The organism is Kitasatospora sp. NPDC029312 (assembly GCF_055569215.1).
Genome location: NZ_JBVHXY010000032.1, coordinates 1 through 21003, shown reverse-complemented (window position 1 = coordinate 21003; position 21003 = coordinate 1). Strand labels below are relative to the sequence as shown.

The 21003-nt window shown below is 73.5% G+C and carries 17 protein-coding genes; 7 read left to right on the top strand and 10 right to left on the bottom strand.

The genetic code is table 11. The annotated features are described in order from the left end of the window. Nucleotides 1–232 precede the first annotated feature (232 nt). Entirely contained in the window at nt 233–1801 is a 1569-nt protein-coding gene (locus ACZ4WV_RS24475; RefSeq protein ID WP_465750132.1) for an AI-2E family transporter, read from the top strand. 22 nt (nt 1802–1823) lie between these two features. On the opposite strand, the gene ACZ4WV_RS24470 is transcribed toward ACZ4WV_RS24475, so the two are convergent. From ACZ4WV_RS24470 to ACZ4WV_RS24455, 4 genes are all read right to left on the bottom strand, one after another. Further along, entirely contained in the window at nt 1824–3470 is a 1647-nt protein-coding gene (locus ACZ4WV_RS24470; RefSeq protein WP_465750131.1) for an alpha/beta hydrolase, read from the bottom strand. Between the two features lie 12 nt (nt 3471–3482). Beyond that, the gene (locus tag ACZ4WV_RS24465; protein WP_465750129.1) at nt 3483–3836 is read right to left on the bottom strand and encodes a hypothetical protein; all 354 of its coding nucleotides are present in this window, start codon (nt 3834–3836) and stop codon (nt 3483–3485) included. Nucleotides 3837–3972: 136 nt separating this feature from the next. Continuing rightward, complete coding sequence (locus tag ACZ4WV_RS24460) at nt 3973–4515, bottom strand: alkyl hydroperoxide reductase (protein WP_380453855.1); 543 nt, start codon at nt 4513–4515, stop codon at nt 3973–3975. A gap of 3 nt (nt 4516–4518) precedes the next feature. After that, nucleotides 4519–5070 (bottom strand): peroxiredoxin, encoded by a 552-nt coding sequence (locus tag ACZ4WV_RS24455; RefSeq protein WP_465750126.1) that lies wholly within the window; start codon nt 5068–5070, stop codon nt 4519–4521. Between the two features lie 195 nt (nt 5071–5265). Between ACZ4WV_RS24455 and ACZ4WV_RS24450 the strand changes: the two genes are divergently transcribed. Then, nucleotides 5266–6219 carry a LysR substrate-binding domain-containing protein gene (locus ACZ4WV_RS24450; protein WP_465750124.1) on the top strand — a complete coding sequence of 318 codons (954 nt, stop codon included), beginning with the start codon at nt 5266–5268 and terminating at the stop codon, nt 6217–6219. Nucleotides 6220–6281: 62 nt separating this feature from the next. Here ACZ4WV_RS24450 and ACZ4WV_RS24445 read toward each other — a convergent pair whose 3' ends face one another. Continuing rightward, nucleotides 6282–6905: a TetR/AcrR family transcriptional regulator gene (locus tag ACZ4WV_RS24445; RefSeq protein ID WP_465750122.1), complete on the bottom strand. Its 624-nt coding sequence runs from the start codon at nt 6903–6905 to the stop codon at nt 6282–6284. A gap of 139 nt (nt 6906–7044) precedes the next feature. On the opposite strand from ACZ4WV_RS24445, the gene ACZ4WV_RS24440 reads away from it, so the two are divergent. Beyond that, a complete protein-coding gene (locus ACZ4WV_RS24440) occupies nt 7045–9228 on the top strand; it encodes an MMPL family transporter (protein ID WP_465750121.1) in 2184 nt (727 codons plus the stop codon). A 94-nt stretch (nt 9229–9322) separates the two neighbouring features. Here the strand turns inward: ACZ4WV_RS24440 and ACZ4WV_RS24435 are convergent, their stop codons facing one another. The 3 genes from ACZ4WV_RS24435 to ACZ4WV_RS24425 form a co-directional block, all read right to left on the bottom strand. Continuing rightward, nucleotides 9323–11164: a SpoIIE family protein phosphatase gene (locus ACZ4WV_RS24435; RefSeq protein ID WP_465750119.1), complete on the bottom strand. Its 1842-nt coding sequence runs from the start codon at nt 11162–11164 to the stop codon at nt 9323–9325. 148 nt (nt 11165–11312) lie between these two features. Continuing rightward, nucleotides 11313–12077 carry a class I SAM-dependent methyltransferase gene (locus tag ACZ4WV_RS24430; RefSeq protein ID WP_465750117.1) on the bottom strand — a complete coding sequence of 255 codons (765 nt, stop codon included), beginning with the start codon at nt 12075–12077 and terminating at the stop codon, nt 11313–11315. Nucleotides 12078–12558: 481 nt separating this feature from the next. Then, entirely contained in the window at nt 12559–15531 is a 2973-nt protein-coding gene (locus tag ACZ4WV_RS24425; protein WP_465750115.1) for an AfsR/SARP family transcriptional regulator, read from the bottom strand. 213 nt (nt 15532–15744) lie between these two features. Here ACZ4WV_RS24425 and ACZ4WV_RS24420 point away from each other — a divergent pair, with 213 nt between their 5' ends. After that, the gene (locus ACZ4WV_RS24420) at nt 15745–16020 is read left to right on the top strand and encodes a hypothetical protein (RefSeq protein WP_465750113.1); all 276 of its coding nucleotides are present in this window, start codon (nt 15745–15747) and stop codon (nt 16018–16020) included. A 246-nt stretch (nt 16021–16266) separates the two neighbouring features. Here ACZ4WV_RS24420 and ACZ4WV_RS24415 read toward each other — a convergent pair whose 3' ends face one another. Further along, nucleotides 16267–16470 carry a hypothetical protein gene (locus ACZ4WV_RS24415; protein ID WP_465750111.1) on the bottom strand — a complete coding sequence of 68 codons (204 nt, stop codon included), beginning with the start codon at nt 16468–16470 and terminating at the stop codon, nt 16267–16269. Nucleotides 16471–16614: 144 nt separating this feature from the next. Between ACZ4WV_RS24415 and ACZ4WV_RS24410 the strand changes: the two genes are divergently transcribed. Continuing rightward, nucleotides 16615–17373 carry a GntR family transcriptional regulator gene (locus tag ACZ4WV_RS24410; protein WP_465750109.1) on the top strand — a complete coding sequence of 253 codons (759 nt, stop codon included), beginning with the start codon at nt 16615–16617 and terminating at the stop codon, nt 17371–17373. 134 nt (nt 17374–17507) lie between these two features. Here ACZ4WV_RS24410 and ACZ4WV_RS24405 read toward each other — a convergent pair whose 3' ends face one another. After that, on the bottom strand, nt 17508–19175 hold the full coding sequence (locus tag ACZ4WV_RS24405; RefSeq protein WP_465750107.1) for a fumarate hydratase: 1668 nt from the start codon (nt 19173–19175) through the stop codon (nt 17508–17510). Between the two features lie 206 nt (nt 19176–19381). On the opposite strand from ACZ4WV_RS24405, the gene ACZ4WV_RS24400 reads away from it, so the two are divergent. Both ACZ4WV_RS24400 and ACZ4WV_RS24395 read left to right on the top strand, forming a co-directional pair. Then, nucleotides 19382–20089: a DUF1707 SHOCT-like domain-containing protein gene (locus ACZ4WV_RS24400; RefSeq protein ID WP_465750231.1), complete on the top strand. Its 708-nt coding sequence runs from the start codon at nt 19382–19384 to the stop codon at nt 20087–20089. Nucleotides 20090–20350: 261 nt separating this feature from the next. Further along, complete coding sequence (locus ACZ4WV_RS24395) at nt 20351–20791, top strand: WhiB family transcriptional regulator (protein WP_465750105.1); 441 nt, start codon at nt 20351–20353, stop codon at nt 20789–20791. Nucleotides 20792–21003: the final 212 nt, after the last annotated feature.

Sequence of the window (21003 nt, the reverse complement as noted above, 5' to 3'; positions counted from 1 at the left end):
GAGTGGGACGACCCGCCGTCTCGTTCGGTTTCCTCCCCGGTGGCGCATGGACGAAACCATCCGTGTTGCGGTGATTTGCCCGGGTTCGCGGAACGGGGCGGTCGAGCCGAACCCCCGGCCCGGCGGACTCCGACGGCCCCCGGCGGGTAGCGTCATCCCTTGACGGCCGTGGCAGGACCCACGGCGTCCCGCCGGACTCGGCGGGTTCAGCGGGGAAGCGGTGGTAGCGAGGATGGCGCGGGGCGGAAAGGCCTTCAAGGCCGTGGCCAAGGGCATGGCCGTGGTGGCCAGCGCGGCCGCCGTGATCGAACGGCGCCGACGCGCCGCGATGGCGGCCGATCCGCACGAACTCCACGCCCCGGCCCTGGCCGAGGCGGTCGGGCCGGTCCCGGTACCGCGAGCCGACCCGGTACCGCGAGCCGACCCGGCGCCGGCCGCCGATCCGGCCGGGTCCGCCCCGGTCGTCGGGGCCGCCGCGACCGACCCGGCCCCGGCCACGCCGCCCGTGGCGGCGGCGGCCGCACCGCCCGTACCGGCCGCGAACGCCGCCCTCGGGCGGGAGTACCACCCGGGCCGGCCCGCCACCCCCGCCGAGGCGGTGCCGTGGGGGCTGCGGGTGGCCGCCGAGTCGACCTGGCGGCTGTTGCTGCTCGGCGCCGCGCTGTACGTCGTCTTCTACGTCGTCGACATGCTGCGGCTGGTCGCCTTCTCGGTGCTGGCCTCGCTGCTGATCTCCGCGCTGCTGGAGCCCTCCGTCTCCTGGCTGCGCCGGCGCGGGGTGCCGCGCTCGCTCGCGGCGGGCGGGGTGTTCCTGAGCGGTCTGGCCGGGATCGGGCTGGTCGGCTGGTTCGTGGCGTGGCAGGTGACCACCAACCTCCCGGACGTCACCAACCAGGTGAAGACCGGCGTCAACCAGCTGCGCGACTGGCTGGTCACCGGCCCGCTGCACCTGACCCAGCAGCAGATCACCGACTTCGCCAACCAGATCACCAAGGCCATCACCACCAACAGCGACCAGCTCACCTCGGCGTCCATCACGGGCGCGCAGATCGCCGTCGAGGTGCTGACGGCGCTGCTGATGACCTTCTTCACCACCTTCTTCTTCCTCTACGACGGGGCGAAGATCTGGAACTGGGCGCTGCGCGGCCTGCCCCGACACTCCCGCTTCGCGATGGCCGGGGCCGGCCCGAAGGCCTGGATCACGCTCACCGCGTACGTGCGCGGCACGGTCTGCGTGGCCTTCATCGACGCGGTCTGCATCGGCACCGGCCTCGAACTGCTGGGCGTGCCGCTCGCCGTGCCGCTGGCCGTGATCATCTTCCTGGGCGCCTTCGTCCCCCTGGTCGGCGCCCTGGTCACCGGCACCGTCGCGGTCCTGATCGCCCTCGTCACCCAGGGGCCGTGGACGGCGCTGATGGTGCTGGTGGTGCTGATCGTGGTGATGCAGGTGGAGAGCCACATCCTCCAGCCGCTGATCCTCGGCCGGGCCGTCCGGGTCCACCCGCTCGGCGTGGTCCTCGGCGTCGCGGCCGGTGGCATCATCGGCGGCATCGGCGGCGCGGTGGTCGCCGTCCCGCTGATCGCCGTCACCAACACGGTGGTCACCCACCTGCGCCGGCGCAACGAGGCCGGCCAGGCCGTGTTCACCGCTCTCGAAGCCGCCCGCGAAGCCGCCGAACGCACGGCGGCGGCCCAGCCGGGCCAGCCGGACCGGACAGGCCAGTCGGACCGGACGGTCAGGTCGGCGCAGGCAGCCCAGGCGACCCGGTCCGCTCAGGCGGCGGAGGCCACCGCCGAGTAGCCGGGGTCGGAGCGCCGGTCCGTCATCGTGGGTGCTCCGTCGTGATCCGGTCGCCGTGGCCGCTGACGATCCGGCCGATGTTGTCGATCGAGGCGTGGTTCCCGCCGGGCCCGTCGTCCCAGTAGGACGAGTGCGTGGCGGCGTTCAGCGCCCCGTCGGCCACGGCGAAGCGGTGGGCACCGTACTCGGCGCTCGCCGGGTCCGTGCCGTACCAGCGGGCGTTCGGGGACAACCGGGCCGGCGGACCGAGGGCGGCCGGGTCGGGAGCCCAGGAGACGTGGTCGTGGGCGGCGGCGCCGACGTAGACGTGGTCCGCGCCCACCCCGAGGTCCGAGGCGTGATCCGCCCCGGCGCCGGGGCTGCCGACCAGGATGAGGTCGTCGGCCGCGAGGCCGCCGGGCCGCTGTGCGGCCAGGCCGACCACGAGCGAGCCGTAGCTGTGGCCCTGGGCCGTGACGTGCGCCGGGGCTCCCTGATGGGTGGCGCGCTGTCCGGCCAGGAACCGGTGGAAGGCGTCGGCCCCCGCCCGTGCCCCGCTCGGGGACGCGACGTCGAGCCCGAGCGGCGCGTCGTAGCCCAGCCAGGCGATCGACGCCGTACTGCGGGTGGGATCGGCGCGGAGGGCGGCGTCGTACACCGCCCTGGCCCGGTCGGCGTCGCCGCCGCCGATGCGCTGCAGTTCGGTGCCCATGCCGCCGACCAGGGAGGTGACGTTGCGGGCGGTGTCCGGGTCGCCGAAGGAGAGGATGGCGCGGCCCTGGCCCTCCTCGGCGATGCCGAGCAGGAGGACCGGCGGGTCCTGCCCCTCGGAGGCCGCCAGTCGCGCGCTGATCCTGCGGAAGCCCTCGAGTCTGAGCCGGTCCCGGTCGGAGAGCGGCGGCGGGTGGGCCTGGTACGTCGCGAGGAGCCGGGGGAGCAGGAGCCGGTTCGCCTGGTCGCGGGCGGCGGCGGGGATGCCGTCGCGGTTGCCGACGAGTTCCGGGTGGTCCGTGATCAGCCGCTGCCGCTCGTCGGCGGGGAGCCCGTTCCACCAGGCGTTCACCTCGGCGGGCGGGGCGTCGTCCGGGGGGACGGCGATCCGCAGCAGGGTCGCTGCGCCGAGGCCGGGGTCGAGCCGGTCGCGGGCGGCGGAGTCGGGGTCGAGGCCGGTGCCGTCGAGGGCGCGGGCGGTGTAGTGCCGGAGCCGGGCGGCGACGGCCCGGTCGATGGCCTCGGCCCGGGCCAGGGCGGTGCGGATGCGGGCGGCGAGCGCGGTGGCGGTGCGCTCGCTGCTCCTGCGGTGGTCGGGATCGTGCCGGTCGGCGTACGGGGCCGGCTCCCAGGTGACGGCGCCGTGCTCGGTGACGCTCATTCCGGCGGTCCGGGCGTCCTCCAGGGCCGTGCGCAGTTCCGACCGGGCGAGGACCAGGGCGTCCGCACCGGCGCGCAGGACCCTGCCGAGCTGTCCGAGCTCGGAGTGGGCGGCCTTCAACTCGCCGGCGGTGCGTGCCAGGGAGGGGGTCGCCGCGTCCGCCGCCGGTCCGGTCCAGCCGGCGGCGGCGAGCCGCTGGTCGACCCCGCTGCGCCAGTTCTCCAGGTGCTGTCCCAGGGCGCCGTGCAGGCCGTCGTACGCGTCGGCGGCGCAGTGGAGGGCGGCGAAGTCGGCGTCGCGCAGCGTCGCGAGATCCACGGTCGCGGCCCGCTACCCGAAGTGCCGGACGAAGTTCCGCTGCTGCGCCGCTGTCGGGACGAACCGGGTGGTCACCTGGTCGTCGGTGCGCTGGTACCGGCGGGCGGCCTCTTCGAGGCGCCGCCCGTGTCCGCTCATCGTCGTGTGGAGCTCGTCGAGCAGCGTGTGCCAGGCGCCCGCGCAGCTTTCGAGCGCCGCGCCGCAGTGGAGTCCGCGCAGCCCGGAGACGGCCTGGTGGGCCGCGTCGAGGACGGCCTTCGCGTGGGCGGGGAGCTGGGCAGCCGCCGCGCTCGCGCTCCCGGCGGCCTGGTGGAGCAGGTCGGCGTCGAGCTGGAATCCCCCGCCGCTGCCCGGGTGGTCGGACACCCCGGCTCCCTCCCGGATCGAATGCCGTGTACGGATCGCCTGGCACCGTAGCGGAGTCCGAAGGGGGCGGGGCGCGGAAACGCCGACGGGCCCCTCCGCGAGGCGGAGGGGCCCGTCGTTCGGATTGCCGGGTGCGTCAGGCGTTGACGGCGGCGAGGGCGGCCTCGGAGTCGAGGACGCCGGCCACGGCCTGGAGGACGGCGGCGATCTTCATCGAGGCCTGGATGACCTCGCGCTCGACGCCGGCCTTGCGCAGGACGGCCTCGTGCGAGTCGAGGCACTGGCCGCAGCCGTTGATGGCCGAGACCGCGAAGCACCAGAGCTCGAAGTCGATCTTCTCGACGCCCGGGGTGCCGATGATGTTCATCCGCAGACCGGCGCGCATCGTGCTGTACTCCTTGTCGGAGAGCAGGTGCAGCGTCCGGTAGTAGACGTTGTTCATCCCCATGATCGCGGCCGCGCCCTTGGCGGCGGTGTACGCCTCCGGGGAGAGGTTGGCCTTGGCCTCGGGCTCCAGCTCGCGCAGCAGACCGGGGCTGCGGGTGGCCATCGCGCAGGACAGCACGGTGCCCCAGAGCTGCTGGGCGGGGAGGTCGGAGTTGCCGATGACCGAGCCGAGGTTGAGCTTGAGGTCCTTGGCGTAGTCCGGCAGGGCGGCCTTCAGGTCGTCGAGGGCCATGGGTCAGCCCGCCAGGAGGGCCTGGGCGTCGAGGGTGTCCTCGCCCTTGTTCCAGTTGCACGGGCACAGCTCGTCGGTCTGCAGGGCGTCCAGCACCCGCAGGACCTCCTTGGGGTTACGGCCGACGGAGCCGGCGGTCACCATGACGAACTGGATCTCGTTGTTCGGGTCGACGATGAAGACGGCGCGCTGGGCGGTGCCGTCCTCGGCCTCGACGCCGCAGGCGCGCATCAGGTCGTGCTTGATGTCGGCCAGCATCGGGAAGGGCAGGTCGCGCAGGTCCTTGTGGTCCTTGCGCCAGGCGTGGTGCACGAACTCGGAGTCGCCGGAGACGCCGAGGATCTGGGCGTCACGGTCGGCGAACTCGTCGTTCAGCTTGCCGAACGCGGCGATCTCGGTCGGGCAGACGAAGGTGAAGTCCATCGGCCAGAAGAAGACGATCTTCCACTTGCCCTCGTAGGTCTTGTGGTCGATGTCGGCGAAGGCGCTCGCGGCGTCCAGGTCAACGCAGGCCTTGAGGTCGAACTCGGGGAACTTGTCACCGATCGTGAGCACGTTCGCTTCTCCAGAACATGAGACTGAGGGGGAGACTTTGTCCGGATTCCGGACAGGTCCCAGAGTTCCACATCGTGGATTGATAGTGGAAATAGCTAGAATCGATGTGTCTGATCGGAGTTTGCTATCAATACTCAACCGTCCGTTCCCCGGCCCACCGCCCGCAGGTCCGCCGCCGCCAAGGCCGAGCAGGCTGTGGCGAGCGCCACAGGCCGCGGCAGCCCGCGCACGCCCACGGTCGCCCAGCTGAGGGCCTTCGTCGCGGTGGCCGAGCACCGGCACTTCCGGGAGGCCGCCGCGGCGACCGGGACCAGCCAGCCGGCGCTGTCCGGGGCGGTGGCGGCGCTGGAGGAGTCGCTGGGCGTGCAACTGGTCGAGCGTACGACGCGCAAGGTGATCGTCACCCCGCTGGGGGAGCGGGTGCACCGGCACGCCCGTCGGGTGCTGGCCTCACTGCAGGCGCTGACCGAGGAGGTGGAGGCCGCCCGCCGGCCGTTCACCGGGCCGCTGCACCTGGGGGTGATCCCGACGGTGGCGCCGTACCTGCTGCCGCTGGTGCTGAAGCTGGCCCGCGACCGGTTCCCGGAGCTGGAGCTGCACGTCCACGAGGAGCGCACCCCCTCGCTGCTGGAGGGGCTGGCCGCCGGGCGCCTGGACGTGCTGCTGCTCGCGCTGCCGGCCGGCGGGGCCCCGCCGACCCGGGACATCCCGCTGTTCGACGAGGACTTCGTGCTGGTCGCCCCCGCCGGGCACCCGCTCGCCGGGCGGACCGACGTCCCGCGCGACGTGCTGCTCGACCTGGACGTGCTGCTGCTGGAGGAGGGCCACTGCCTGCGGGACCAGGCGCTGGACATCTGCCGCGAGGTCGGCACCGACCCGGCGGGCTCCACCACCCGCGCCGCCGGACTGTCCACCCTGGTCCAACTGGTCGCCGGGGGCCTCGGGGTGACCCTGCTGCCCGCGACCGCGCTGGACGTCGAGGCGGGCCGCACCGACCGGCTGGCCGCCGTCCGCTTCGCGGCACCGGCCCCCGGGCGCCGGATCGGGCTGGCCACCCGACCGGGCTCGCCGCGCAGCGCGGAGTACGAGCGCTTCGCGGCCGCGCTGCGCGAGGTGTTGGCCGAACTGCCGGTGCGCATCGTCTCCTGACCGTTCGGGGTCAGGGCCCACCGGCCGGATCCGAACCGGGGCGGTGCTGCCGCGGTCGGACCCTAGGCGGCCGCCGGGGCGCCCAGGCAGAGCCCGACCATCGTCGCGACCAGGAGGTCCAGCGCCTCCAGGGTGGCCGGGTCGGGCTGGTCGCCTGGCCGGCGAACGGTGAGGTGGCGGGTCGTCAGGCCGTCGAAACCGCTGAGGAAGAGGACGGCGATCTCCCGGGCGGGCCTGGCCAGGGTGAGGCCGTGGGCGGCCGCGAGGGCGGTGAGCATCTCGGTGGCGGTGCCCTCGATGTCGAGCTGCAGCCCGAGCATGATCTCCCGCAGGTCCGGGTCACGCATCGCCAGCGCTCCGAACTCGCTCAGCAGTACGCACCGGCCGTGCTCGCCGGTGGTGGCCTCCCAGAGCGCGTGCACGAGGGTGCGGACCTGCTCGCCGAACGGGCCGTCCCCGGGCGAGGCGGCGCGCACCTGGCTGACGAAGTCGGCCTTCAACTGCTCGACGACGGCCCGGTAGAGGTCCTTCTTGGTGCCGAAGGTGTAGTGCACCGTCGCCTGTGCCACGCCCAGCTCGGCCGCGATCGCGCGGGTGCTGCCGGCGGCGATTCCTTCCCGGGTCATCAGGTCGATCGCGGCCTGGACCAGTTGCGGTCGGCGTTCGGAGGCGGGGACATGAGCCATTCAGCCAGGGTAGCGCCATGGTCGAGCAACTTTGTCGCTCGAATCTGTCGGGCAACTTTGTCACTCGACAAACTTGGGTCTACGGTGGGAGCCGTCCACTCAGGCAGCCGCCTGTCCCACGAGACGACCGAGGGAACCCATGGCCACCCACCTGTACCGGCTGGGCCGCTACTGCTTCCGGAGAAGGCGCGCCGTACTGGCCGTCTGGATCGCCCTGCTGATCGCGGTCGGCGGGGCCGCGGGGGCCTTCGCCGGCAAGACCAGCGACGAGTTCAAGGTGCCCGGCACCGAGGCGCAGAGCACCCTGGACACGATCAAGGGCACCTTCCCCGCACAGGGCCACGGCTCCGCCCAGGTCGTCTTCGCCGTCAAGGACCCCGGCGGCATCAGGACGCCCGCGACCGAAGGAGCGGTCGGCGAGGCCGTCGGCCGGATCGCCCGCGTCCCCGGCGTGGCCGCGGTGCCCGACCCGTACGCCGCCGGCGCCGTCTCCCCGGACGGGAAGGCCGCGATCGCGCTGGTCTCCTTCGACCGCAAGCTCGCGGACGTCACCGACCAGCAGCGCGAGGCCGTGCGGGCCGCCGCCGAACCGGCCCGCGCGGCCGGCCTGGAGGTGGCCTTCGGCGGCGACGCGTACAACAGGCTGGCCCAGGTCGAAGGCGGCACCGAGGCGATCGGCCTGGTGGTGGCCGGGGCGGTGCTGGTGATCACCCTGGGCACCCTGGTGGCCGCCGGACTACCGCTGCTCACCGCGCTGGTCGGCGTCGGCGTGGCCATGGCCGCCCTGCTCGCGCTCTCCGGCAGCTTCGAGATCATCACCACCGCGCCGGTACTGGCCCTGATGGTCGGCCTCGCCGTCGGCATCGACTACGCGCTGTTCATCCTCTTCCGGCACCGCCGCCACCTCCACGAGGGCCTGGAGCCCGAGGAGGCCGCCGCCCGCGCCACCGCGACCGCCGGCAGTGCCGTGGTCTTCGCCGGGCTGACCGTCGTCGTCGCGCTCGCCGGACTCGCCGTGGCCGGCGTCCCGTTCCTCACCGTGATGGGGCTGGCCGCCTCCGGAGCCGTGGTGGTGGCCGTCCTGGTCGCGATCACCCTGCTGCCCGCGGTGCTCGGCTTCGTCGGCCGCGCGATCGACCGGCTGCCGGTGTGGAAGCGGGCACCGGCCGCCGGTGGCACGACCACCCTGGGCGAGCGCTGGGCCCGCTTCGTGGTCCGCCGCCCGCTGCCGGTGCTGCTGGTCGGCCTGGCCGGACTGGGCACCCTCGCGGTGCCCGCCGCGAGCCTCGACCTCGGCCTGCCCGGCGGCGGTTCGCAGGCCGTGGGAACGGACGCCCGCACGGCGTACGACCTGGTCAGCGACCACTTCGGGCCCGGCTTCAACGCCCCGCTGGTGGTCGTCGTGGACGCCCACGGCGCCCCGCGGCCCGAGCAGGCGGTGCAGGCCGTGGCCGGCAGGCTGCAGACGCTGGAGGGCGTCGCGACGCTGCTGCCGCCGCAGGTCGACCGGACGGGTGGGACGGCCCTGGTGCCCGTCATCCCGCGGACCGGCCCCGACCACGCGGACACCAAGGCGCTGGTCGACGCGATCCGCGGCCGGCGCGCCGAGCTCCGGTCGGCGACCGGCGCGGACATCGCCGTCACCGGCACCACGGCCGCCAACATCGACGTCTCCACCAAGCTCGGCCAGGCCCTGCCGCCGTTCATCGCCGTGATCGTCGGCATCGCCCTGGTGCTGCTGGCGCTCGCCTTCCGCTCGGTGCTGGTGCCGCTCAAGGCGGTGCTCGGCTTCCTGCTCAGCATCGGGGCCTCGCTCGGCGCGGTGGTCGCCGTCTACCAGTGGGGCTGGCTGGACGGCCTGATCGACGTGCCGAAGGTCGGCCCGGTGGTCAGCTTCGTGCCGATCCTGCTGATCGGCGTCCTGTTCGGGCTGGCGATGGACTACGAGCTGTTCCTGGTCTCCGGGATGAAGGAGCAGTACGTGCACGGCAGGGAGCCGCGCGAGGCGGTCGTCGGCGGGGTGAAGGGCGGCGCCCGGGTGGTGACCGCGGCCGCGCTGATCATGATCTCGGTGTTCGGCGCCTTCGTCCTCGGCCACGATCCGATCGTCCAGCCGATCGGTTTCGCCCTCGCGGTGGGCGTGCTGGTGGACGCCTTCGTGGTGCGGATGGCGCTGGTGCCGGCCGCGATGGCACTGTTCGGCGCGGCGGCCTGGTGGTTCCCGAAGCGGTTGGAGAAGGTCGTGCCGAAGGTCGACATGGAGGGCGAGCAGCTGATCGCCGGGCTCGAGCGGCAGCCGGCGAAGGAGTCCGCCGGAGTGTGACGGCCCGCCGAGTGCGGGCGGGCGGCGCTCTGCCGGCCGCCGAGCGCTGCGGGCCGGCGCACGCGCCCGGTGATCCTCCCCGCCGGGCGGACGGCTACCGGGGCAGCCGCTGCTCGAACCAGACCACCTTGCCGGTGCCCAGCCGGGTGGCGCCCCAGCGGTCCGCGCACCGGGCCACTATCTGCAGCCCACGCCCGCGTTCGTCCTCCGGGCCGGTACGGCGCGGGCGCGGCAGCAGCGGGCTGTCGTCGCCGACCTCGCAGCGCAGCCGGGTGGTGCGCACCAGGCTCAGGGTGATCGGCCTGGTCGCGTGCTGGACGGCGTTGGTCACCAGCTCGCTGACCATCAGCTCGGTCGCCCCGCTCAGCTCGTCCAGCCCCCAGCGGCGCAGCGTGTGCGCGGCCAGCCGGCGCGCCCGGCCCGGCGTCTCGTTGCGCGGCTGCAGGTACCAGTGCGCGACGTCCCCGGCCGGGATGCCGTCGAAGCAGGCGCCCAGCAGGGCGATGTCGTCGCCGCGGTCCCCGGGCGGCAGGATCCGCAGCGCCTCCTGGCACAACTGCTCGGGGGACTGCCAGCGGGCGGCGGCGATCCTGGCCCGGAGCACCTCCAGGCCGTCGCTGATCGGACGGCTTCGGGTCTCCACCAGGCCGTCGGTGAACAGCAGCAGCGCCGAGCCGGGCGGCGCGGGCAGCTCGACGGAGCTGAAGTCCACCCCGCCGACCCCGATCGGCGCCCCCGAGTCCAGCTCCACCAACTCGGCCGTGCCGTCCGGGCGGACCAGCACCGGCGGGACGTGGCCGGCGTTGGCCAGCACCACCCGGTTGGCGATCGGGTCGTACACCGCGTACACGCAGGTAGCCAGGTGCTGTTCGCGGCCGAGCCGCTGGGCCTGCTCGTCCAGGTGGTAGAGCACCTCGTGCGGCGGTAGGTCGAGGGCGGCCAAGGTCTGCGCGCTGGTGCGCAGTTGGCCCATGATGGCGGCCGAGGTGAGCGAGTGGCCCATCACGTCGCCGACGATCAGGGCGACCCGGTTGCCGGGCAGCGGCACCGCGTCGTACCAGTCCCCGCCGACCTGCGCGCCGCGCTCCCCGGGCAGGTAGCGCTGGGCGAGCCGGACGCCGTGCGGCTGCGGCAGCCGCAACGGCAGCATGCTGCGCTGGAGTTCGTTGGCTATCTCCCACTCGCGGGCGTACCGCAGTGCGGTGTCCACCGCCAGCCCGGCCTGGGTGGCCAGGTGGGCGGCGGTCGCGGTGTCGGCCGTGTCGAAGGCCGGGCGGCCGGTGCGTTCAGGGGGGCGGCGGATCAGCACCAGCAGCCCCAGCACGGCCTTGCGGCCGCGCAGCGGCAGCGCCAGGACGGAGGTGCCGGCGGCCAGCCGGGCCAGCCCGCGGCTGCCGTACACCTCGCGCAGCAGCGCCTCGGTGCGCTCGGCGGCGGGCGTGCCGAGGACCGCGGACTCGGCGGGGCGGCGGCTCAGCAGGGTGTGCGCGAGCGCGCCGCCGCGGGTGACGGGGACGGCCGGGCCGGGGTCGGCGGTGGAGCGGGAGCCGTACCGGGAGCGGTGCCGGTCGTCCGCGCCGCCCTTGCGGCCGCGGCGGCCGATCCGGGTGCCGGTGCTGTGGTGGATCCGCAGCTCGTCCGGGAAGCCGGGCTCGCGCTCGACGTTGGGCAGCGGGTCGCGCAGGTGCACCACGGCCGCGTCGGCGAGGGTCGGCACCAGCACCCGGCCGATGTTGCGCAGGGTCGCGGACAGGTCGAGGGCGCTGTTGATCCGGCGGGTCGCCGCGTCGAGGTAGGCGAGGCGGTCGGCCACCTCGAGGCGTCCCGGCCGTGCCGTCGGCGGCTTCGCGGGGGCCTGTGCCCGGGCCGGGACGCGGCGGCGCTGGCCCGGGACGGCGGGCGGCTGCTCCGCCTCGGTCTTGAGCTGGTCGCGCACGGCTGCCTGTCCTGGATTCGGTGTGGTCGGTGGGCGGGCTGGACGGTGGGGGCTGGGCGAGGGTGTGCTGGTTCGACGGGTGTGCTGGTGGGTGCTGGTGCTGATCGGCGGTGGTGCTGGTGGGCGGTGGTGCTGGTCGAGCGGTCGGTCAGCCGACGCGTCGACAGCACAGGAACAGCTGTTCCTCCGGCGGCAGCGTGGTGCTGGCCGGCGCGTACGGACGCCCCGAGGAATCCTCGACGGCGAAGCCGGCAGCGGCAAGAACCCGTTCCAGATCCTCCCGCAGATACCCACTGATTCGCAGCTCTCTGCCAAGGAACGGAAGCGGAACGTGATCCAGGTCCGCCTCGACCATACCGAGCGCCAGGAGTCCGCCCGGCCGCAGGAGTTCGCGCAGGCGACCCAGGACGACCGGGATCTCGTCCAGGGGCAGCAGGATCAGGGAGAAGAACGCGGTGACGGCGGCGAAGGTGCCGTGACCCTCCGGGCCGAGCCCGGGGACGCCCCAGACCCGGTCGGCGCGCCGGGTGGCCAGATCGTACAGGTCGATCCGATGGAAATCGGGCTGGTACGGCCCGGGGTGGGGCGTGCGGCGGGCCAGGTCGAGCATCACGTCCGAGAGGTCCATCGCCGTCACCCGCAGGCCGCCGGCGGTCAGCTGCCGGACGGTCGGTTCGCCGGTTCCGCAGCCCACGTCCAGCACCCGGGCCCCGGGTTCGAGGCCGGCGAGCAGGCGCTTCCCGCACTCCAGCTGCCCGTCCTTGGCGGGGAAGGCCTCACCGTACCCCGCGCCGATGGTGTCGAAGGCGACGGCCTGGAGGGCCCGCGTCGCGCGCCGCCGCCGTACGTCGGGTCCGTCGTCGTCGGCGTCCTCGCCGACCGGGAACGAGTCGGATATCTGTCCGGTCGTCACGTTGAGAGGCACCCTTCCACCCGTGGCCTCCGGTCGGCTCCTCCGCAGCCTCGCGGGCGGCTGCCGGTGGCGGTACGTCACGCTCCCCGCACCACACGGACGGACTGCACCCCGACACGTCGTCGGCGGACACTCGTGTGCGTACTGGCATCTGAGAATATGCGCGATCACTGCGCGATGGGGTCCGTTTCCAGCCAACTCGTCATGCATGGGCCGATCTGGACCGGTTGCGCGGAAGCACTGCGGTGCGGGCGCGGGTGGTGAGACGGACCCCGCACGCCGCGCGGCGCGCCGGGGTGGTGGTCCTGACCTGTGGTTTCGCCGGTCCGCAGGCTGACTATCGGACGTTTATCGAACGTCAATCGGCGCGGTGCACAGTGGTGTCCAGCGCCGGGGAAGCGTTGAGGGCGCTCCCGCAGCCGGGGGGCTGCGGGAGCGCCGAGCGCGAACGGGGGAGGTGCTCCGCCGGGGGGCGGGCGCCTTACGGCGCGGGGGGAGAGGAGACGGGCTCGGTGTGCTGTCGCGAGATGAGGTCCGCCACGGGGGAGGCCTCCGGCACACCGAGCCTCGTGAAGATCGAGTGCGCCTCCTGGAGGCAGGCCAGCCCGCGGGCCGGCTGGGCCAGCGCGAGCAGCGCCTCGCCCAGGGCGGCGTTGGCCAGGCCCTGGCAGTAGGCGGAGCCCATGTCCTGCCCGATCGCGAGCGACGCGCCGGCTGCTTCGGCGGCCTCGCCGGGCTGTCCCGCGGCGAGTAGCGCGGAGGCCAGGCGGGCCAGGGCGTAGCCCTCCCAGAGCGCGTTCTGCTGGGACTGGAACAGCTGGTGGGCCTCGCGCAGGTGCGGGACGGCCTCGGCGGTGGAGAGCACCACGCCGAGCTGGTAGAGCGTCTGGGCGAGCAGGGGACCGTTGTCGGACGCCCGGGCGGCGGCGACACCCTCGCCGGCGGACTGGACGGCCGTCTCGGTCATGCCGAGCCGGTGCTGCACCCGGGCCATGTTGCTGACGATCCGGGCCTCGCCGATCGACGTACCGACCTGCCGGTTGATGGCGCGGCCCTGTTCCAGGAACGGCAGCGCCTCGGCCGGGCGGTTGCCGACGCTCAGGATCACGCCGAGCATGTTCGCGGTGGCCAGCAGCAGCACGGTCGGCTCGTCCGCCGTCTGGTGGCTCAGACTCCTGCGGAAGGACTGCTCCGACCCGTGGAAGTCGCTGGTGATGGACTGGAGGGTGCCGAGAGCGAAGTACACCCGGGCGATCCCGTCCGAGTCGTCACGGCGCTGGGCGTCCTCGCCGATGGCCTGCAGGACCGGCAGGAGGCGCGGGCCGCGGGTCGGGTCCGGGTCGATGCTGAACAGGTAGTTCAGCAGGTCGACGGCCGCTCGCTGCAGGGTGCCGGGGCCACCGGCGGCGGCCTCGACGGCACTGAGCAGCAGGGAGCCTTCGGTCCGGAGCCAGTCCCCGGCGGCCCGGCTGGTCGGCAGGTCGAGCCCCGGCGAGGTGAGCGGGGTGAGCAGTTCGGGCAGCGGGTCGTCCGGCTCGATGACCTGGGCCGCGTTGCGGACGGTCGGGATCAGCAGGTCGAGCAGCCGCAGCACCGCCCGCTCCTGCTCCTCGGTGTCGCCGATCCGCTCGTTCTGCCGCTGGGCGTACAGCCGGAGCAGATCGTGGTAGCGGTAGCGGCCGGGGGTGAAGCACTCCAGCATGTTCGCCTCGACCAGCGCCTCCGCGAGGTCCTCGGCGGTGAACTCGTCCACCCCGAGCAGCGCGGCCGCCGCCGCCAGCGGGATGTCGGGGGAGTCGATCAGGGCGAGCAGCCGAAAGGCACGGGCCTCGGCCGCGGACAGCTGTCCGTAGCCGAGCCCGATGGTGGTCTCCACGGCGAGGTTGCCCAGCTGGAGTTCGTCCAGCCGCCGGCGCTGGTCGGCTAACCGACTGGCCAGGTCGGAGACGCTCCAGCGCGGCCTGCCGGCCAGCCGGGCGGCGGCGATGCGGACGGCCAGCGGCAGGAAGCCGCAGGCGGCGACGACCTTCATGGCCGCCTCCGGTTCGGCGATGACCCGCTGTTCGCCGACGATGGCCGAGAACAGTGCCAGTGCCTCGGCCGGGGTCAGCTCCTCGACGTCGAACAGCTGGGCGCCGGGGATGTCGGCCAGCCGGGAGCGGCTGGTGGCGAGCACCGCGCAGCCGGAGACCCCGGGGATGAGCGGCTGGATCTGGTCCGCGTCGCGCGCGTTGTCGAGCAGGATCAGCATCCGGCGGTTGGCGAGCAGGGAACGGTAGAGGGCGGCGCGCTGTTCGAGCGAGTCGGGGGCGTCGGTGACGCCGAGCGCGTGCAGGAAGTCGCCCAGCACGACCACCGGGTCGGCCGGTGAGGCGCCGGCCCCGCGCAGGTCGACGTAGAGCTGCCCGTCCGGGAACTCGGAGCGGACACGGTGGGCGACGTGGACCGCGAGGGTCGTCTTGCCGACCCCGCCGATGCCGGCCAGCGAGGTCACCACCACGGCCTGGCCGGTGGCGTTCATCAGGACGGTCGAGAGGTCGTTCACCAGCTCGGTGCGTCCGCTGAAGTCCGATACGTCGGCCGGGAGTTGGGCGGGAGGGGGTGGCGCGGCAGGGCCGTCCTCGCGGGCGGCCCGGGCGGCCCGGGCGGGCGCGACGGGGAGGACGAGCTCCGGGTCGGCGGCGAGGATGCGGGTGTGCATCGCGGACAGGCCCGCGCCCGGTTCGACCCCGAGCTCCTCGATCAGCAGCTTGCGGGTGTCGGTGTAGACGCCGAGCGCCTCCGCCTGGCGTCCGCAGCGGTACAGCGCCAGCATTAGCAGCTCGCGCAGCCGCTCGCGCAGCGGGTGTTCGGCCGTCAGGTTGTTGAGGTCCCCGACGATCTCGGCGTGCAGGCCGATGTCGAGGGCGGCGGCGCACAGCTCCTCGGCGGCGGCGATCTGGCGTTCGGCCAGCCGCAGCCGCTGGGCGTCGGCGTAGGGCCCGGGGACGCCGGTGAGCGGACGGCCGGTGAACAGGTCGAGCGCCCGTGCCAGCAGCCGGTGCGCCTCGCGCTTGTCGCCCGAGGCGCGGGCGGCCGCGGCCTCGTTGGAGAGCCGTTCGAAGACCGCCAGGTCGAGGGACTCGCCGGGGATGCGCAGGGCGTAGCCGTCGGCGACCGAGACCAGCAGTTCGGCGGGCCGGCGCACCTCCCGCCGGGGCTCGATGACGGAGCGCAGCCGGGAGACGTAGGTGCGCAGCGCGGCCACCGCCTGGGTGGGAGGGCGGTCGCCCCAGAGCGCGTCGACCAGGTCCTGGGTGGTGACCGGGCGTCCGGAGTGCAGCAGAAGGGTGGTCAGGACCGCTTGCTGCTGGGGAGAGCCGAGCGACAGGGGTTTGCCGTCGAGCCAGGCCTGGACCGGACCGAGGACTTGGAAGCGCAGCGCAGGGGCCTGCGGCGTCTCCCGAAACTCCATGAAGTCCCCCGATGGCCTGTGGTGTCGATTCCGCGAAGGGCGCTCGGCGGTCCGCCGTGGCGGTTCAGCTTAGGCGGGCGCCCGACTCTGCCGGACGGCACCGCAAGCCGCACGATGTTTATCGGACATTTAATCAACCCTACGATACTGTCCGCGCGCCCGCGCCACGGAGGTCGGGCTGGACACATTTGATGACCGAAAGGCGGCCGCCCAATGGCCAACGACCAGAGCGAGACCCCGGTGCCGGCGACGCCCGAGAATGTGGCGACGTCGGAGGTTCCGGCCGCCGCTGTGGAGGCGGGCAAGGCTGTCGAGGGCGCCGTGGCCGCGCCCTCGAACCCGACCGAGTACACCGCTCCGACCGACGCGCAGAAGGCCGAGCTGGAGAACGACCTGTTCGGCGACGAGCACGTGGACGACTCCGCGCCGGCCACCGGTGAACCGGGCGGTCCGTACCGGCCGGAGAGCGTCATCGGCGGCCACCCGTAAGCCGTTCCGCCCGTGTGTCCCGCGCCCCCGTCCGGGCGCGGGGCGCTGCTGGTTATGTGCGTGCCAATTCGTGTGCGGGTGCACCGGGTGGCCGATTCCCGCTGCTGGTGCACGCATGGTGACCGGCGTTATCCGTAACGTGCCCGCGGCGGGGGTGCGGCGTTCCGGAATTGGGGATTCAGCGGGGGATTACCCGGGCCGAATGCCAGGGTTTGCGTGGGTTTCACCGCAATTCCGGCGCCGATCTCAATCAGCTGAATCGCGGGGCTCGGGGACGGGTGAGACGTGGTTCGGCTCGGCGGTCCATTCGCGGCCGCCGCCCTCCGGGCGCAGGTAGTGCTCGCCGCCGATGGTGCCCATGTAGACGCCGGTGCGTCCGGTCCTGCGGTCGAGGACGAGTTGGCCCACCTGTGGCCGGTAGGCCTCGGTGTCGTGCTGTCGGGTGCTCACCGTGCTGCTCCTCGCTCTGGTAGGCGACTGGCCAGCATCTCTAGAGAAGCTAATATCTCTAGAGATGTCAACGGTCGTATCTCCTTACCGGCCTTACCGGCGACCGCGGGCGCCCCTAGGATTGTCAGAGGAGAGGGAGCGGCGATGAGCGGCAGCAGTGGCGATAAACAGCCCAAGTACCAGCGGATCGCCGACTCCCTGAAGGCGGCCATCGACGGCGGCCGCTACCGCGCCGGTGACCGGCTGCCCGGCGAGAACGACCTGATGGACGAGTACGGCGTCGCCCGGATGACCGCCCGTCAGGCGCTCGGCGTGCTGCAGAGCGAGGGCATCGCGGAGGCCCGCCGGGGCGCGGGGGTGTTCGTCCGGGAGTTCCGGCCGCTGCGCCGGCGCGGCATCCAGCGGCTGGCGCAGGGTCAGTGGGGCTCCGGCCGGTCGATATGGTCCGCGGACATCGACAACCGCAGCCTGGTGGTCGACCAGGTCTCCGTCACCGAGCGGGGCGCGCCGGAGCACGTCGCCCGGGTGCTCGGGGTGGACCCCGGCCTGCCGATGTGCGTGCGGCACCGCCGATTCGTACTGGACGGCAAGCCGGTGCTGCTCTCCACCTCGTACCTGCCCGCCGTCCTGGTCGCCGGCACCGCCATCACCCGGGAGGACACCGGCCCCGGCGGCACCTACGCCCGGCTCGCCGAGATCGGCGCCAAGCCCGTTCACTTCCGCGAGGAGGTCCGCTCCCGCATGCCCAGCGCCGAGGAGTCGAGCCGCCTCGACCTCTCCGCCGGCACCCCGGTCATCCTGATCTGCCGCACCGCCTTCGCCGACGAGGGCCAGGTCGTCGAACTCAACGAGATGATCCTCGACGCCGCCTCCTACGTCCTCGAGTACGACTTCGACGCGTAGCGCCGCCCGGGCCGGCTCCGGCTCCCGGTGGCGGTGCCGGGCCTGGAGGCCTTCACCTTCCTCGGCTCGAGGGACCGCCCCGGGCGCGGGCTCGGATTCCAGCGACCGGGGCGGCTGCGCGCGGGCGGGGCGGGCTACTCCTTGGAGCGGACCCGAAGGTTGGTGATCAGCGGGCCTTCCGTGGTCTCACGGAAGAAGTCGTTGCCCTTGTCGTCGACGACGATGAAGGCCGGGAAGTCCTCGACCTCGATGCGCCAGACGGCCTCCATGCCGAGCTCGGCGTACTCCAGCACCTCGACCTTCTTGATGCAGTCCTGGGCGAGGCGGGCGGCCGGGCCGCCGATGGAGCCGAGGTAGAAGCCGCCGTGCCGGGCGCAGGCGTCGGTGACCTGCTTGCTGCGGTTGCCCTTGGCGAGCATGACCATCGAGCCGCCGGCGGCCTGGAACTGGTCGACGTAGGAGTCCATCCGCCCGGCCGTGGTCGGGCCGAACGAGCCGGAGGCGTAGCCCTCGGGCGTCTTGGCCGGGCCGGCGTAGTAGACCGGGTGGTCCTGGAGGTACTTGGGCATGCCCTCGCCGGCGTCCAGGCGCTCCTTGATCTTGGCGTGGGCGATGTCGCGGGCCACGACCAGGGTGCCGGTGAGCGAGAGCCGGGTCTTCACCGGGTACTTGGAGAGCTCGGCGCGGATCGCGGACATCGGCTGGTCGAGGTCGATCCGCACCACGTCGTCGTCCAGGTGCTCGTCGGTGGTGTCCGGCAGGTACTTGGCCGGGTCGGTCTCCAACTGCTCCAGGAAGACGCCCTCGGCGGTGATCTTGCCGAGCGCCTGGCGGTCGGCGGAGCAGGAGACGGCCATCGCGACGGGCAGCGAGGCGCCGTGCCGCGGCAGGCGGACCACGCGCACGTCGTGGCAGAAGTACTTGCCGCCGAACTGGGCGCCGATGCCGATCTTCTGGGTCAGCTCGGTGACCTTGGCCTCCAGCTCCAGGTCCCGGAAGCCGTGGCCGGTCCTGGCGTCGCCGGAGGTCGGCAGGTTGTCCAGGTAGTGCGCCGAGGCGTACTTGGCGGTCTTGAGCGCGAACTCGGCGCTGGTGCCGCCGATCACGATGGCCAGGTGGTACGGCGGGCAGGCGGCGGTGCCGAGCGAGCGGATCTTCTGCTCCAGGAACGAGAGCATGCTCGCCTCGTTCAGGATCGCCTTGGTCTCCTGGTACAGGTACGACTTGTTGGCGGAGCCGCCGCCCTTGGCCATGAACAGGAACTTGTACGCGTCGCCGTCGGTGGCGTACAGCTCGATCTGGGCCGGCAGGTTGTTGCCGGTGTTCTTCTCGTCCCACATGGTCACCGGGGCCATCTGGGAGTAGCGCAGGTTGAGCTTGGTGTACGCGTCGTAGACGCCGCGCGCGATGGCGGACTCGTCGCCGCCCCGGGTCAGCACGTTCTGGCCGCGCTTGCCCATGACGATCGCGGTGCCGGTGTCCTGACACATCGGGAGGATGCCGCCGGCCGAGATGTTGACGTTCTTCAGCAGGTCGAGCGCCACGAAGCGGTCGTTCGGGCTGGCCTCCGGGTCGTCCAGGATGCGCCGCAGCTGGGCGAGGTGCGCGGGGCGCAGGTAGTGGGAGATGTCGTGCATCGCCTCGGCGGTGAGCAGCCGCAGCGCCTCGGGCTCGACCTGGAGGAAGGTGCGACCGCCGGCCTCGAAGGTGGAGACGCCCTCGGAGGTCAGCTTGCGGTACGGGGTCGGGTCAGCGCCCAGGGGGAGCAGGTCGCTGTACTCGAAGTCTGGCGTGGGAGCCATCGGGGCGGTCCTTAGGTGTCCAGTGATCCGGCTGCGTCGGCGAAGCACCATCCAGGGTAGGACCCGCCGATCGCGCGCATGCGGACAGGTCGGCCTTGCGTGACGGGGCTCACTCGGGCGCCAGTGCGACCGACTAGGCTTGGCCCGTGGACAACTCGCCGTCGCAGGACCACCCGGGGCAGCCGCCGGTGCCGGCCCCCGTACCGATGACCGAAGCCGAACTCACGCCCCGCCCCGAGCCCGAGGCGAAGCCGCAGCCCTCGTACACCCCGGTGGCGGAGGCGGAGCTGCGCGTCTCGGACGCCGACCGCGAGCGGGTCGCCGAGCTGCTGCGGGACGCCTACGCCGAGGGCCGGCTGGACGCGGACGAGCACGCCGAGCGGATCGAGGCCGCGTACGCCGCCAAGACCTTCGGCGACCTGGTGCCGCTGACCCGGGACCTGCCCACCCACCGCCCGCTCTCCTTCGAGAAGCGGCCGCTGGACGCCCCGGCGCCGGCCCCCGCGCCGACGCCGCTGCCGCCCGCGCGCCAGGAGGCGCCGTCGGTGGTGGCGATCTTCGGCGGCGCCGCCCGCAAGGGCCGCTGGCGGGTCGGCTCCCACGTGACGGCCTTCACCGTGTTCGGCGGGGTGGAGATCGACCTGAGCGACGCGGTGTTCGAGTCCCCCGAGGTGGAGATCACCGTCACGGCGATCTTCGGCGGGGTCGAGATCCGGGTGCCGGAGAACGTGAGCCTGCACGGCTCCGGGGTCGGCATCTTCGGCGGGTTCGACGTCCGCGAGCAGACCGCGGCGGACCCGTACGCTCCGGTCGTGCGGGTCAAGGGCGTTGCGCTGTTCGGCGGTTGCAACGCCAAGCCGCGCCAGGGCAAGAAGCTCAAGGAGTGGGTCCGCAAGCAACTCGGCACCAACTGACCGGAATTCGCCGGTGGAATGCCCGGACGGCAATCAACTCCCGGCCGGGCGTTCGCCGTTGGGTCGGTGCACTCCGTAGTCGATTGCGTGCAGTGTGCATGAATCGCAGCCGGGTGGGGTAGGTCATCCCGCACATCGCTTCTTGTACGGCTGCGCACCGGAGGCGGCCCAGCGGCCGGTCCGGGGTTGGACCAGCGGGGGCTCGCAGCCGGGCAGCGGAGCGAGGTTCCCCCGTGTCCGAGCCTCGTCAGGAGTACGGCCGTGCTGCATCCGATCGAGTCCCGCCCCACCTCGCCAGTCGCCCCCGCCCGGTTGCTGGAGCGCCGTCCGGCCGTCCGTCCGCAGCCGCAGCCCCCGGGCGGCCCGGTCGGGGGCGCGGCGGGCGCCGCCGCGGGGGAGGACAACCCGTGGCACACCGGTGCGGCCTGTCGGCGGGACGAGGTGGGGCTGTTCTTCGCGCCGTCGAAAGAGCCGACGGCGGCCAGGCTGTCGCGGGAGGAGCAGGCCAAGCAGGTGTGCGCCCGCTGCCCGGTGCTGCTGGAGTGCCGTGAGCACGCCCTGGCGCAGCCGGAGCCGTACGGGGTCTGGGGCGGCCTGACGGCCGCCGAGCGGCGGGTGGTGCTGGCCCGGCGCCGCCGCCGGGACGCGGAACTGCGCGAGGCGGCCCGGGTCGCGGCGCCCCGGAGCCGGATAGCCGGCTGACGGCGGGCCGAGAAACGCCGGCGGGCCGGAACGGAAGTCGCCGCCGGCGGGACGGACGTCGCTCTCGGCAGGGCGGTGTTGCAGGCGCCTGCGGCAGGGCGGTGCGGCGGACGGAACGCGGGGGGGGGGGGGGGGGGGGGGGGGGGGGGGGGGGGGGGGGGGGGGGGGGGGGGGGGGGGGGGGGGGGGGGGGGGGGGGGGGGGGGGGGGGGG

Bases quoted from the DNA above. Each gene is read 5' to 3' on its own strand.
- ACZ4WV_RS24475 (WP_465750132.1), top strand. From the start codon at position 233: ATGGCGCGGGGCGGAAAGGCCTTCAAGGCCGTGGCCAAGGGCATGGCC.
- ACZ4WV_RS24460 (WP_380453855.1), bottom strand. From the start codon at position 4,515: ATGGCCCTCGACGACCTGAAGGCCGCCCTGCCGGACTACGCCAAGGAC.
- ACZ4WV_RS24445 (WP_465750122.1), bottom strand. From the start codon at position 6,905: ATGGCTCATGTCCCCGCCTCCGAACGCCGACCGCAACTGGTCCAGGCC.
- ACZ4WV_RS24440 (WP_465750121.1), top strand. From the start codon at position 7,045: ATGGCCACCCACCTGTACCGGCTGGGCCGCTACTGCTTCCGGAGAAGG.
- ACZ4WV_RS24425 (WP_465750115.1), bottom strand. From the start codon at position 15,531: ATGGAGTTTCGGGAGACGCCGCAGGCCCCTGCGCTGCGCTTCCAAGTC.
- ACZ4WV_RS24420 (WP_465750113.1), top strand. From the start codon at position 15,745: ATGGCCAACGACCAGAGCGAGACCCCGGTGCCGGCGACGCCCGAGAAT.
- ACZ4WV_RS24410 (WP_465750109.1), top strand. From the start codon at position 16,615: ATGAGCGGCAGCAGTGGCGATAAACAGCCCAAGTACCAGCGGATCGCC.
- ACZ4WV_RS24405 (WP_465750107.1), bottom strand. From the start codon at position 19,175: ATGGCTCCCACGCCAGACTTCGAGTACAGCGACCTGCTCCCCCTGGGC.
- ACZ4WV_RS24400 (WP_465750231.1), top strand. From the start codon at position 19,382: ATGACCGAAGCCGAACTCACGCCCCGCCCCGAGCCCGAGGCGAAGCCG.